We start from the raw sequence: 12,842 nt of genomic DNA on the forward strand, positions 1-12,842 counted from the left end.
GCTACGACAGCTGGCGCTCGGCGGCCTCGACCACGTTCTTCATCAGCATCGCGCGGGTCATCGGCCCGACGCCGCCGGGAGTCGGCGACAGGAAGCCCGCGACCGATGCGACCGCGGGGTCGACGTCGCCGTGCAGCTTCGCCTTGCCGGTCTCCTCGTTGACCACGCGGGTGATGCCCACGTCGATCACGGCGGCACCGGGCTGCACCCAGTCCGGCTTGACGAGCCCGGCGACCCCGGCAGCGGCGACGATGATGTCGGCGCGACGGCACTCCGCGGCGACGTCGGCGGTCAGCGAGTGCGTCAGGGTCGCGGTGGCCTCGAGTCGCGTGAGCAGCAGGCCGAGCGGCCGTCCGACGGTCAGCCCCTGGCCGATGATCGTCACGTGCGCACCACGGATCGGGATCTCGTACGCGTCGAGCATCGCGACGATGCCCCGCGGGGTGCACGGCAGCGGTGCGTCGATCGTGCCGGCACCACCCGGCACGGCGAGCACCAGCTCGCCGAGGTTCGTCGGGTGCAGGCCGTCGGCGTCCTTCGCCGGGTCCATCAGCTCGAGCATCGGCGTCGGGTCGATGCCCTGCGGCAGCGGGAGCTGCACGATGAAGGCGGTGACGCGGGGGTCGTCGTTCATCTGCAGGATCGCGGCCCGGATGTCCGCGGCGCTCGCGGACGACGGCAGGTCGATGCGGTGCGAGTCGAGGCCGATCGACGCCGAGTCGCGGTGCTTGCCCGCGACGTAGGACATCGAGCCGGGGTTCGCGCCGACCATGATCGTGCCGAGGCCCGGACGGATGCCGTGCTCGTGCAGGCGGTCGATCCGGCCCCGCAGTTCGTCGAGCGTCCGGGCGGCGAGGGCCGTGCCGTCGATGCGGACGGCGCTGCCCTCTCCGGCCCAGAGCGTCCGAGGGATCGTGCCGCTCACGCGTAGAGCGGGAACGCGTCGGTCAGGACCTTCACGCGGGCCGAGAGCGCTGCGACGTCCGGGTTCGGCATGAGGGTCAGCGCGATGATGTCGGCCACCTCGGTGAACTCGGCGTCGCCGAAGCCACGAGTCGCCAGCGCCGAGGTGCCGATGCGGACACCCGAGGTGACCATCGGCGGGCGCGGGTCGAACGGCACGGAGTTGCGGTTCACGGTGATGCCGACCTCGTGCAGCAGGTCTTCGGCCTGCTTGCCGTCGACCTCGGACGCGCGCAGGTCGACGAGCACCAGGTGCACGTCGGTGCCACCGGTGAGCACGTCGATGCCCGCGGCCTTGGCGTCGTCCGCGGTCAGGCGGGCGGCAAGGGCCTGGGCGCCGCGGATCGTGCGCTCCTGACGGTCCTTGAACTCGGGGGTGCCGGCGAGCAGGAACGCGGTGGCCTTGGCGGCGATCACGTGCATGAGCGGGCCGCCCTGCTGGCCCGGGAAGACCGCGGAGTTCAGCTTCTTGAACAGGGTCTCGTCGTTCGACAGGATGATGCCCGAGCGGGGGCCGCCGAGGGTCTTGTGGACCGTCGACGAGACGACGTGGGCGTGCGGGACCGGGGACGGGTGCAGCCCGGCGGCGACGAGACCGGCGAAGTGCGCCATGTCGACCCAGAGCTTCGCGCCGACCTCGTCCGCGATCTCGCGGAACTTCGCGAAGTCGAGCTGGCGCGGGTAGGCGGACCAACCGGCGATCAGGACCTTCGGCTGGTGCTCGATGGCCTTGGCGCGGATGTCGTCGTAGTCGACCTCGAACGTCTCGGGGTCGACGCCGTACGCCACGGCGTTGTAGATGCGGCCGGAGAAGTTGAGCTTCATGCCGTGGGTCAGGTGACCGCCGTGCGCGAGCTCGAGGCCGAGGATGGTGTCGCCGGCCGAGGCGATGGCGTGCAGGACAGCGGCGTTGGCCGTGGCCCCGGAGTGCGGCTGCACGTTCGCGTACTCGGCACCGAAGAGCGCCTTGGCACGGTCGATGGCGAGCTGCTCGGCGACGTCGACGTACTCGCAGCCGCCGTAGTAGCGCTTGCCCGGGTAGCCCTCGGCGTACTTGTTGGTGAGCACGGAGCCCTGCGACTCGAGCACGGCACGCGGCACGAAGTTCTCGGACGCGATCATCTCGAGGGTGTCGCGCTGGCGGCCGAGCTCCTGCTGCAGGACGGCGGCGATCTCGGGGTCGACCTCGGTGAGCGGGGCGTTGAACGCGGCGCGGGCGGCGGCCTGCTCGGCCACCTCGGCAGAGTCGGAGACGAACGGGGGCAGATCGGCAATGGACACGGGACTCCTACGGTGTGCGGACGACCAGCTGGTCGCACTCGGACGGTCGGTCGGTGCAGCCCAGGCGTACGGCCGCGCACCGTGTCTATGTCGCTCCCTGATGGTGACCCATCCAACGCCAGTCGCGACGTGACGATCGTACCGAGCGACCCCGCCCTGTGTCACCCTGGATGCATGACGCTGCTCTCGCCCGACGTGGACGAACGGACCACCACGGACGAACGGACCAGTGCACGGGCGGACACCCCGTGGGTCACCGTGGTCTGGGACGACCCGGTCAACCTGATGTCCTACGTCACCTACGTCTTCCAGCAGCACTTCGGGTTCTCGCGCGCGCAGGCCGAGCGGCTCATGCACCAGGTGAACGACGACGGCCGCGCGATCGTGGCAACGGGCCCGCGCGAGTCGATGGAGGCCCACGTCCAGTCGATGCACGGCTACGGCCTGCAGGCGACCGTCGACAAGGCCCCCGAAGCGTGATCCCGTTCGTCCGCCGCGCCGACGGCGTCCACCTCGGCCTGTCCTCCGGCGAGCGCGACCTGCTCGCCTCGCTCACCGAGCAGCTGCGGCAGGTGCTCGGCGGCGACCTGTCCGCCGACCCGATCAGCGAGCGGATGTTCCCGGACGCCTACCCCGGTGACGACGAGGCGAGCGCAGAGTTCCGGAAGTACACGCAGTCCGACCTGCTCACGCAGAAGACGACGAACGCCTCGATCGTGCACGAGTGGCTGACGGGCACCCGCGACGGTTCGCTCGACGCCGAGGACGAGCAGGCGTGGCTCCGCACCCTCACCGACCTGCGGCTGACGATCGCCGACCGGCTGGGCATCGAGGACGCCGACGACGAGGAGCGCTCGGTCGAGGCCGACGCGGGCGTCGGCCTGCGCGACGTCTACGACTGGCTCGGCTTCGTACAGGAACACCTGGTCGTCACGCTCACGTCGCGCTGACGGCCCACGGCCTGGAGGCCCGGATCACCTCCGGCGCGACGGGTCACCCCAGCAGGTCGTCGCGGTGGGCTCGCGCCCAGTCGGCCAGGCTCCGCGGTGCGGTGCCGGTGATGCGCAGGACGTCGGCGCTCATCACGTCGACGCCGTCGAGGCCGCGGCGGACGACCCGGCCGAACTGCTGCCGGAGCCCCTCGGCCTGCCAGGCGGGCAACCCGCTCAGGCGCAGCACAGCGGCGTAGACCCGGCTCGGCAGGTGCAGGGGGCGCACGGGTCGGCCGAGCCCTTCGGCGAGCGCGGCGGCGACACCCCGCGCATCGAGCAGGTCCGGGCCGGTGAGCACCGGTTCGGTGCCGTCGTGGCTGTCCTCGGTCAGCACCCGCGCCGCCGTCCGGGCGATGTCCTCGGTGTCGATCCAGCCGATCACCCCGCGGCCCGTGGTGTGCGGGAACCACCCCCGTCGGATCGCCGGTGCCGAGGGCTGCACGTTCGTCATGAACGACGAGGGGTGCAGGATCGTCCACGCCAGCCCGCTCTCGCGCACCAGCCGGTCGGTGTGCCAGGCGGCGCTCGCCCACGACATCGGGGAGTGCTCGGCGGCGTCTCCGCCCGACAGCTGCACGATCCGTCCGACCCCGGCCCGCTGTGCCGCTCGGACCCCGCTGGCGCCCTGCTCCCGCTGCCGCTGGCTGACCGGCGTCACGAGGAAGAAGCGGTCGGCCCCGTCGAGCGCCGCGGTGAGCGCGTCCTCATCGTCCAGGTCGGCCAGGCGACCGTCGATGCCGCGTGCCCGGAGCGCGTCGACCTGCTCGGGGCGTCGGACCACTGCGCGGACCGTCACCCCTGCCGCCCGCAGCAGCTCCGCGGTCTTGCCCCCGACGTCCCCGGTCACGCCGGTGACCGCCACGATCTCGCCCATGTCTGCTCCTCGTCCCACTGACCCGTTCTGGTATCAGTTTCCTGATACCAGAACGTACGCCGGTACGATCGCCCCGTGCCCCAGGAACTCCCAGCCCCGCGCGACGACGTCGACGGCATCGTGGCGTGGACGGTCATCCGGGCCGCACGGACGCTCTCCCGCCGACTCGCGGCCGAGCTGGCGCCGCTCGGGTTGACGCCCGTCGAGTTCGGCGCGCTCATCCAGCTCGCTGCGGCCGGCGAGCTCAGCCAGGCCGACCTGGCGCGCGCGGTCGGCGTCCGACCGCAGAGCATGACGACGCTCGTCGGGGGGCTCTCGACACGGGGACTCGTGGAGCGGGGCGCCGCACCGGGCCGGGGACGGGCCTCCCGGATGCGACTGACCGACCAGGGCGAGGCGCTGCTGGCACGCGCTCACCCGATCGTCCGGGCGAGCAACGCGTGGTTCGGCGACGGTGCGGAACCGATCTCGGCGGCCCTGCTCCCGCTGCTCGAGCCGGACTCGGGCGACGACGGGTCCGCCGTTCCCTGAACGACATCGGAAGCCTCGCCCGACGCCGAGTGAGCAGAAGACGACGGCTCGCACCCCCGCACCCGACGTCTTCTGCTCAGCGGCGGGTTCAGCAGTGACACCACGGCAGGCGCGATCTGGAACGTGGTGATCTGCGGCATCCTCTGCATCGGCATCCCGATCGCGGCGATCGTCAACGCCGACCGGGGTTCCGCGTCCGTCGGCATCGGCATCGCCGCGACGGTCCTGGCCCTGTGCATGGAGGTCTCCTTCGTCCGCCGCCTGCTCGCGCACCGGCGCTGACGCTTCGTGAGCACGAATGGTCGAGTCGCCGCGGCGCACTCGACCATTCGTGCTCACGAAGCACCTCCCCCGCGGCCGGTACCCTGATCCGGTGACCGACCCGACCCCCACGCACTGGACCCTGACGCTCGTCTGCGACGACCAGCCCGGGATCGTGCACGCCGTCTCCGGAGCGATCGTCGCCGCCCAGGGCAACATCACCGAGTCGCAGCAGTTCTCCAGCGCCGACACCAACACGTTCTTCATGCGCCTGCAGGTGATGGCGCCGGTCGACCGCGCCGCCTTCGAGGCAGCACTCGCCCCCGTCGCCACCCGCTACGACGCCCGCGTCCAGCTCGACGTCGTCGGTCGTCCGCTGCGCACCCTCGTGCTCGTGTCGAAGGCCGGTCACTGCCTCAACGACCTGCTCTACCGGCAGCGCGGCGGACAGCTGCCGATCGAGGTGCCCCTCGTGCTGTCGAACCACGCGGACCTGTCCGAGCTCGCCGCGTTCTACTCCGTGCCGTTCGAGCACCGTCCGGTCACCGACGCCGAGTCGAAGGAGCAGATGGAGCGGCGCGTGCTGCAGGCGGTGGAGGAGCACGACATCGAGCTCGTCGTCCTCGCCCGCTACATGCAGATCCTGTCGCCCGGACTCTGCGCCGCGCTCGAGGGCCGTGCCGTGAACATCCACCACTCGTTCCTGCCCGGCTTCAAGGGCGCGAACCCGTACCGGCAGGCGCACGCCCGCGGGGTGAAGCTCATCGGCGCGACCGCGCACTTCGTCACGAGCGACCTCGACGAGGGCCCGATCATCGAGCAGAACGTCGTCCGCGTCGACCACACCAAGGAACCGGCCGAGCTGGTGTCCATCGGGCAGGACGAGGAGTCCCGCACGCTCACCCAGGCGGTGCGCTGGATCGCCGAGGACCGCGTCCTGCTCGACGGCGCCCGCACCATCATCTTCAAGTAGGCAGCACCATGACCAACGCCCCGCAGTCCCCCGTCGACTGGGAATCGGTCCCCGACCCGGCAGCCGTCCGGCAGCCTCGACCGCGGTTCGAGGCCTGGAAGGTCCTGCGCATCGCCGTGATGGTGTTCGGGCTGTTGTCCCTGGCCTTCTGGGGCTACTGGTCGTGGCAGCTCCCACTCCCCGGCTACCTGTTCATGGTCGGCGCCCCACTGTTCGCCGCGGTCGTCTGGTACTTCTTCCGCTCACCGCGCTCCCCGATCGAGACCGACATCGTCGGCAAGACCATCGTCGAGGTCGCCCTGGTCGTCGCCGCAGGCGCGACCTGGATCTCCATCGGCCATCCGGTCGTCGGGATCGTCTTCATCGTGATCGCCGCCCTGAGCGGCGTGATCGCGTTCCGCAAGGAGACCGCATGACCGCCACGGGCCTCCAGACCGGCCGGGAGGCCCAGCGCACGCTGGTCCGCGCGGCCCGCGTCGTCGACGCGGCCGGCACCACGGCCGACGGCTGGGTCCTGGTCGTCGGTGACACGATCCACGCGACCGGCTCCGGTCCCGAGGCCCCCGCGGCCGACCAGGTCGTCGACCTGGGCGACCGGGTCCTGACGCCCGGGTTCGTGGACCTGCACGGGCACGGTGGGGCGACCGAGGCGTACGAGGACGACTCGTTCGACGGCTCGCTCGCGATGCACCGCGCGCACGGCACGATCCGTTCCGTCCTGTCGCTCGTCGCGAACCCGGTCCCCGCGCTGGTGGCGTCGCTGACCCACGTCCGTGCCGTGATGGCGACCGACCCACTCGTGCTCGGCGTGCACCTGGAGGGGCCGTTCCTGTCCCCGCACAACAAGGGCGCCCACAACGAGTCGTTCCTGATCGACCCGACGCCCGCTGCGGTCGACGCGTTGCTCGAAGCGGGCGAGGGCGTCATCCGCCAGGTCACCATCGCGCCCGAGCTGCCGGGCGCGCTCGACGCCGTCCGTCGGTTCGTCGAAGCCGGTGTCACGGTCGCCGTCGGCCACACGGTCGGCACGTACGACCAGGCCCGGGCCGCCTTCGACGCCGGCGCGACGATCCTGACCCACGCGTGCAACGCGATGCCCGGCCTGCACCACCGCGCACCGGGACCGATCGGCGCTGCCGTGGCGGACGACCGCGTGACGCTCGAACTCATCCTGGACGGCGTGCACGTGCACCCGGTCGTGGCGGACACGCTCTTCCGGGCGACGCCGGGTCGTGTCGCGCTGATCACCGATGCGATGGGTGCTGCCGGCGCCGCGGACGGCTCGTACCGACTCGGGTCGCTCGACGTCACGGTGACCGACGGCGTCGCACACGTCGCGGGGACCGAGACCATCGCGGGATCGACACTGACGCAGGACGTGGCGCTCCGCAACGCGGTCTCGCTCGCCGGGCGGACCCTGCCCGAGGCCGTGGCGGCGCTGACGAGTGTGCCGGCCGGCGCGCTGGGGCTCGGCGACCGCCTGGGTCGGCTGGCGCCGGGGTTCGCCGCGGACCTGGTGGCGCTGTCGCCGTCGCTCGAGGTCGAGCGCGTCTGGGGCGGCGGGCGCGAGCTGCGCTGAAGCGAACACGGCGTAGACGGCTCGCTCGAACCCGTCACGGCAGGTCGGTCGGGCGGGGGTTGAGGGGCTCACCGAACCTCGGGGCCCGGCCCGGGACGCAGTGCCCGTAGATGGTCACGTCCGCGTGGGACTCGTACGCCTGGAACAGGACGGCGAAACCGTCCCCTGCCGTGCCGCCGAGGTACCCCTTCGGGTAGCTGATGACCGTCCGCTCCGGCGTGAGTTCCGTGTCGTGCTGAACACGCGCACCTTCGTACCCGATCGCTGCGAGGGCCCGGGTGACCCGCTCGGCGACCTGATCGGCTGTACCAGGAAGCGGGAGCCGCCGAGTGCTCGCGTAGGTGTACTGCGCAGCGTCCTCGCCATCACTTCCGCAGAGGTTCCACCCGGGGTCCTCGTCACCCCAACCGTCCTGCCCGACGACCGAGCGCACGGCGGCGAAGATGTCCAGGACGTCCTGGTGCGACTGTTCGACGTTCATCGACGTGTCCTTCTGGATCGGGGAGTCCGGGGCGGGGCCGGTGCACCCGGTCAGGAGTGCGGTGACCACCAGGGCTCCGGCGAGTGCGGCGCCCCGCGGTTCAGAGCGTGGGGTCACCGGTGCCCCCGGTCTGCCAGCCGTACATGAGCCAGTCGTCCTTGGTCTGCTGCCGCATCCGGTCGAAGGGGCCGCCCCGCTCGGGGATCTCGTCCCCGTGTCCCATCGCCGCTCGTGCAGCGTTGTGCTGGGCGGTGGTCCCGTCGTCGAAGTACGAGTACCGGCCGTCGTCGTCATCGCCGTCGTACGGCCCGTGGCGGGTGACGCCGTGCCGGGTGTCCGACCCACGACCCTCGGTCTCGGAGCTGAACTCGTGCGCGTCCCACGTGGACTCGGTCGGGTCACGGCGACCGGACAGGTTCTGCCCGGTGACGGCCCAGCCGTCCTTCGCGCCCTGGGTGGCGAAGACCTGCCCCTCGGGCACGTGCAGCGCGGACGCGTTCGGTACGGCGTCCGTCACGCCGGCCGAGCCGAGCAGCACCACGTGGTCGGCGTGCGTCTTCGTCAGGGCGATCGTCGCCACGGTCGTGCCGTAGGAGTGCCCCATGACGGTCAGGTCGGCGTCCCGCCCGGCAGCCGCTCGCGCCGCGTGGAACCCGTCGAGGTCGGCGACGAGTCGCTCGGCGCCCGCTCGCGCTCGGTCGTCCGCCAGGACGGTCCGGAACGACGGGTCGTCGGCCATCGGCGGGTGGTAGCCGATCCAGGACACGACGGCGATGTCACTGCGGCGGATCCCAGCCACACGGGCCTCCTCACGACGCATCCCGCGGGCGATCGCGCTGTAGTCCTGCACCGTGCCGTCCTGGTACGTCGCGGTGTTCATGCCCGGCACGATGACGCTGACGTGCGTGGCACGGTCGAGGTCACCCGCGACGATCTGCGCGAGCGGTGGACGGTCGTCGACGAGTGCCACCAGTGAGACCGGCGTCGTCGCGAGGGTGTCCTGGATGTTCCGGTAGGCGTCACGCTGCCGTTCCCAGACGAGCAGCTGCTCGCGCGCCGCGGCCGCGTCGGCGGGGTTCCGGGCGGCGTCGTGCAGCTCGCGCCAGTGGCGCACCTGCCGCCGTGCGTGTGCGAGCCGGTCGGCCAAGACCGTCGTGTTCGCCCGTGCCCGCGCCCAGGAGGCGACACCGTTCAGGTTGCCGATGACCGCCGGCATCGCCGCGACGAACGCCCGCTGGGCCGCGGACGGCGCACCGTCGACGCCCGACATCGCCTGCCACCACCCGGCGACCTGCGCCGCGTCGATGCCGGCGAGCCGCTTCGCGACCCGCGAGTCGCCACCGAGCGCAGCGATGCTCTCCGGATCGAGGGTGGCGAGCCACGTGAGGAACTGCCCGTCGCTCATCGCGGACACGACCGCGGCGGAGACCAGCTTGCCGAGCACCGAGCGGTCCTCGAGCGCAGCGGCCGCCGCTCGGTCAGCTGCGGCCCGGCGGGCGACGAGCTCGTCCCACTGCGCCGACAGCCGAGCGTCCAGCCCGGCCAGCCACTCGCCGCTGTGCTGCAGCTGTTGCAGGAGTGCCCGATCCGACTCGACCGCGTCCGGTCCGGATGCCACCGCGGTCGCGTCGCGGATTGCTCGGTCGTTGGCCGCGATGTCGTCCGCGGTGTTCCGCCGCGTCGTCTGCAGGCTCGCGGCGTCGTCCTGGATCTCCCGCACCTGGCGCGCGTAGGTGGCGAGTGCAGCCGACGCCGCGTCCAGCCTCGCCGCGACGCGATGCGCACTCGCCGGCATCGCCGCTGCCGCCACGAGGAACTGTTGTTGTGCCCGCCCCGCCCAGCCCGAGGCGGCGTGCTCGGCAGCGACGAGCACGTGCCGGGCGCCGTCACGGACCGCGTCCGAGCGGTCTTCGTGCCTTCGGGCGATCCGCTGGATGCCGTCCGGATCGCCCGCGACGGGGTCCGCGCTCACCGGACCCGCCGGGCAAGGTCGGCGTCCGCCCGCAGGACTGCTTCGGCGGCGGTGGTCACGTACGCACGGAGTGTGTCCGCGTCGTCGCCGAGCGAACGGATCATCGCATCGTGGGCCGAGGACGATGCGATGAACGCGGATGCGACCGCCCCTGAGCCGAACGCACCGCCGTCCGAACCGGACAACGGTCGCTCGGGATGCAGGTCAGTGACCGCTCGCCCCGCCGCTCGCGCGACCGCTTGCATGGTCGGCAGATCGACCGTCAGATCCCCCATGGTTCCCCCTCGTGTTCCCCGAGGAGGTCAACATATCACCGCTGAAGTACGGTGTGTCAAGGGGTGTTCAGTGATCGATCGGGCGCCCCCGCTCGCCGCTCGCCCAGCCCGTGTCCGCCGAGTTGCCCACCCGCAGTGACAGGGTGCCGCCACGCGTCACGAACGACGCCGGCACCCACGACCGCTCGTGCGTCCACCCGTTCAACCGCGCCCCCTGCACGTACGGCTCGGTCCCCGAGGACCGGATGACGAGCCGCTCGCCGCTGGAGCGTCGGATGTCGACCGTGCTGAACGTCGGGCTGCCGATGAGCATCTCCGCTCGCCCGGGCGTCTGCGGGAACAGCCCGATCGAGGCGAAGACGTACCAGGCGCTCATCGTGCCGAGGTCGTCGTTGCCCGGCAGCCCGCCGGGGCCGGTCGAGTAGGCGTCGTCCACGACCCGGCGCACGGTCTCCTGCGTCTTCCAGGGCGTGCCGAGTGCGTTGTACATCCAGGGTGTGTGGATGTCGGGTTCGTTCGTCGGGTCGAACTTCGTGGCGTCCCCGCCCGTGACGGCCCAGTTGCCCGAGGCGTCGTGGAAGAAGTCGTCGAGCCGTGCGACGGCGGCGTCGTCACCACCGAGCGCGCTCGACAGCCCCCGCACGTCCTGCGGCACGAGCCAGGTGTACTGCGCACTGGTGCCCTGCGCGAACCCGGTGCCGGTCGAGGGCGACCAGTCCGTCGTCCACGATCCGTCGGCCTGCCGAGCGGCTTGGTGGCCGACCGCCGCGTTGAAGGTGTTCTTCCAGTACCCACCACGAGCGGCGAACATCCGGGCATCGGAGTGCAGTCCGAGTGCGCCTGCCCAGTACCCGAGCGCGCTGTCGGAGATCGAGTCCTCGAGGGTCTCGGCCGCACCACCCCAACAGGCGCAGTCGTCGTTCGCGGCGTACTGCCGATCCAGGTACTCGTCGAGCGCGGGCCGCTGCGACAGGCACTGTCCGGGGCACCCGACGTCGCTCTCGGCGTCCGCGTTCTCGACCGTCGCCTGGCGCTTGAGGGAGGCGTACGCGGCCCGGACGTCGAAGTTCCGGACGCCCATGGCGTACCAGGTGGCGAGCGTCGCGGCCGAGGGGTCGCCGGTCATCACGTGCGTCGGCGCTCCGAGGTGCAGCCACCGGTCCCACACCCCGCCGTTCTGCTCGGCGAACCGCAGCATCGACTGCGCCATGTCCCCGGCGACGTCCGGCCGCAGCAGGGCGAGCAGCTGGATCTGCGCCCGGTACTGGTCCCACCCGGAGTACGTGCCGTAGACGGCCCGGTGTCCGCGGTCCATCCGGTGCACCCGCAGGTCCGGCCCGAGGTAGCGCCCGTCGCGGTCGTTCAGCGTGTTCGGCTGCATGAGTGCGTGGTAGACGGACGTGTAGAGCTGGGTGGTGCGGTCCGCCGTGCCGCCACCGACGCGCAGGCGCGACAGTTCACGGTTCCAGGAGGCCCGTGTGCCGGCCGCGACGCTGGCGACGGTCGAGCGCCCGGTCACCTCGCCGTCACGGTTCGCGACCGCCCCGGCCGCGCTCACGTACGAGATGCCGATCTTCGCCTGCACCGTCGCTCCGCGACGCGCATCGAACCCGACCCACGCGCCGGAGCCGCGTCCGGCGCGGTCGGCGCCGGTCAGGTAGCCCTCCCCACCGGAGGAGGACGTGCCTCCAGGCTGGACCGTGCCGTCCTTCCAGGTGCCGGTGCTCGCGAACGCAGTGTCGAAGGTCGCGGTGAAGTAGAGGCGGTAGTAGCTGCGACGGTCCGGGTTGGTGGCGCCGCCGCCGTTCGCGCGGCGGCTGCAGAAGCCGCCGGTCAGGACGCTACCGCTGACGGTGCGGGTGCGGGGGTCGACGCGGGTGACCGCGGCCTCGCTGCCGTTGATCGAGTTCGAGGTGCGGAACAGCAGGTTCGCGTCCTTGCCCGCCGGGAACGTGAACGCACCGACGCCGGCACGCGTGGTCACGGCGAGGTCGGTGCGGACGCCGTTGTCGAGCGTCACGCCGTAGCGGCCGGGGCTCGCCGACTCCTGGTCGTGCGAGTACCCGGCGGCGTAGACGGCGTCCTTCGAGTCTGCCGACGGCGAGGTCGTGACCGGGGTGGTGACCGGCATGATCGGCACGTCGCCGGCTGCACCCGGAGCGCACCCGGCGCCGTTCAGGTGCGTCAGACTGAAGCCACGCAGGCGGTTCACGTCGTACGAGTACCCGTTCGCGACCGGGGTCGACGTCTGGTCACCCGCGGTGCCCGTGGGACTCCACTGCATCATCCCGAACGGCGCCGTGGCACCCGGCCAGGTGTTGCCGTTGTTGCTCGTGCCGATGAAGGGGTCGACGTACCGCGCAGGATCGCTGACGGTCCGCCCGGCCTGTGCCGAGGGCGAGCCCACAGCGGGCGCGGCGACGATCGCTGTTCCCACCAGGGCGGCGATCGCGGCCACCGCGGCGAGCGGGAACGGACGGACGAGCGGGCGACGGTGCACGCGAGATCGGTTCACATCGGCGACGCTAGCCCCCTCGGACGGGGGACGCCGCCCGCGTCACCGATCGCTCTCCCGCTGTTCACGTCGGGTCCGGCGTCGGACGCGGCGCCGCCCAGGCCCGACCCTCGCGCCCCGCGGGGGTCGCTGTCAGGATGGGCGC

13 protein-coding genes and 1 riboswitch are annotated in these 12,842 nt (G+C 72.0%); of the genes, 7 read left to right on the forward strand and 6 right to left on the reverse strand.

The window, feature by feature from the left end:
- Position 1: 1 nt before the first annotated feature.
- Positions 2-925 carry a tetrahydrofolate dehydrogenase/cyclohydrolase catalytic domain-containing protein gene (locus BOSE127_RS09720; RefSeq protein WP_017888106.1) on the reverse strand — a complete coding sequence of 308 codons (924 nt, stop codon included), beginning with the start codon at positions 923-925 and terminating at the stop codon, positions 2-4.
- On the reverse strand, positions 922-2,199 hold the full coding sequence (gene glyA, locus BOSE127_RS09725) for a serine hydroxymethyltransferase (RefSeq protein ID WP_017888107.1): 1,278 nt from the start codon (positions 2,197-2,199) through the stop codon (positions 922-924). The genes BOSE127_RS09720 and glyA overlap by 4 nt, the downstream gene beginning before the upstream one ends.
- Positions 2,200-2,295: 96 nt before the next feature.
- A riboswitch (ZMP/ZTP riboswitch) is annotated at positions 2,296-2,380 on the reverse strand.
- A gap of 38 nt (positions 2,381-2,418) precedes the next feature.
- Between glyA and clpS the strand changes: the two genes are divergently transcribed.
- Both clpS and BOSE127_RS09735 read left to right on the forward strand, forming a co-directional pair.
- Positions 2,419-2,724, forward strand: coding sequence for an ATP-dependent Clp protease adapter ClpS (clpS, locus tag BOSE127_RS09730; RefSeq protein WP_042539252.1), 306 nt, complete (start codon positions 2,419-2,421; stop codon positions 2,722-2,724).
- A complete protein-coding gene (locus tag BOSE127_RS09735) occupies positions 2,721-3,194 on the forward strand; it encodes a DUF2017 family protein (protein ID WP_017888109.1) in 474 nt (157 codons plus the stop codon). Before clpS ends, BOSE127_RS09735 begins: the two co-directional genes overlap by 4 nt.
- Before the next feature lie 43 nt (positions 3,195-3,237).
- Here the strand turns inward: BOSE127_RS09735 and BOSE127_RS09740 are convergent, their stop codons facing one another.
- Positions 3,238-4,110, reverse strand: a complete 873-nt coding sequence (locus BOSE127_RS09740; RefSeq protein ID WP_083389187.1) for an NAD(P)H-binding protein — start codon at positions 4,108-4,110, stop codon at positions 3,238-3,240.
- Between the two features lie 75 nt (positions 4,111-4,185).
- On the opposite strand from BOSE127_RS09740, the gene BOSE127_RS09745 reads away from it, so the two are divergent.
- The 5 genes from BOSE127_RS09745 to nagA all read left to right on the forward strand — a co-directional run bounded on the left by BOSE127_RS09745 (position 4,186) and on the right by nagA (position 7,454).
- Entirely contained in the window at positions 4,186-4,641 is a 456-nt protein-coding gene (locus BOSE127_RS09745; protein WP_159557032.1) for a MarR family winged helix-turn-helix transcriptional regulator, read from the forward strand.
- 126 nt (positions 4,642-4,767) lie between these two features.
- Positions 4,768-4,923 (forward strand): hypothetical protein, encoded by a 156-nt coding sequence (locus BOSE127_RS09750; RefSeq protein ID WP_159557034.1) that lies wholly within the window; start codon positions 4,768-4,770, stop codon positions 4,921-4,923.
- Between the two features lie 91 nt (positions 4,924-5,014).
- A complete protein-coding gene (gene purU / locus BOSE127_RS09755; protein ID WP_031260247.1) occupies positions 5,015-5,875 on the forward strand; it encodes a formyltetrahydrofolate deformylase in 861 nt (286 codons plus the stop codon).
- 8 nt (positions 5,876-5,883) lie between these two features.
- A complete protein-coding gene (locus BOSE127_RS09760; protein WP_052481808.1) occupies positions 5,884-6,291 on the forward strand; it encodes a YrdB family protein in 408 nt (135 codons plus the stop codon).
- Positions 6,288-7,454, forward strand: a complete 1,167-nt coding sequence (gene nagA / locus BOSE127_RS09765) for an N-acetylglucosamine-6-phosphate deacetylase (protein ID WP_159557036.1) — start codon at positions 6,288-6,290, stop codon at positions 7,452-7,454. The genes BOSE127_RS09760 and nagA overlap by 4 nt, the downstream gene beginning before the upstream one ends.
- A 34-nt stretch (positions 7,455-7,488) precedes the next feature.
- Here nagA and BOSE127_RS09770 read toward each other — a convergent pair whose 3' ends face one another.
- The 3 genes from BOSE127_RS09770 to BOSE127_RS09780 all read right to left on the reverse strand — a co-directional run bounded on the left by BOSE127_RS09770 (position 7,489) and on the right by BOSE127_RS09780 (position 12,697).
- On the reverse strand, positions 7,489-8,052 hold the full coding sequence (locus tag BOSE127_RS09770; protein ID WP_235045692.1) for a hypothetical protein: 564 nt from the start codon (positions 8,050-8,052) through the stop codon (positions 7,489-7,491).
- A complete protein-coding gene (locus tag BOSE127_RS09775; RefSeq protein WP_159557038.1) occupies positions 8,036-9,907 on the reverse strand; it encodes an alpha/beta hydrolase in 1,872 nt (623 codons plus the stop codon). Before BOSE127_RS09775 ends, BOSE127_RS09770 begins: the two co-directional genes overlap by 17 nt.
- 342 nt (positions 9,908-10,249) lie before the next feature.
- Complete coding sequence (locus tag BOSE127_RS09780; protein WP_236559530.1) at positions 10,250-12,697, reverse strand: GH92 family glycosyl hydrolase; 2,448 nt, start codon at positions 12,695-12,697, stop codon at positions 10,250-10,252.
- Positions 12,698-12,842: the final 145 nt, after the last annotated feature.

This window comes from Curtobacterium sp. 8I-2, assembly GCF_902506155.1.
GTDB classification, from domain to species: domain Bacteria; phylum Actinomycetota; class Actinomycetes; order Actinomycetales; family Microbacteriaceae; genus Curtobacterium; species Curtobacterium poinsettiae.

Coding starts and splice junctions, on each gene's coding strand:
- clpS (WP_042539252.1), top strand. CDS start 2,419: ATGACGCTGCTCTCGCCCGACGTGGACGAACGGACCACCACGGACGAA.
- BOSE127_RS09740 (WP_083389187.1), bottom strand. CDS start 4,110: ATGGGCGAGATCGTGGCGGTCACCGGCGTGACCGGGGACGTCGGGGGC.
- BOSE127_RS09760 (WP_052481808.1), top strand. CDS start 5,884: ATGACCAACGCCCCGCAGTCCCCCGTCGACTGGGAATCGGTCCCCGAC.
- nagA (WP_159557036.1), top strand. CDS start 6,288: ATGACCGCCACGGGCCTCCAGACCGGCCGGGAGGCCCAGCGCACGCTG.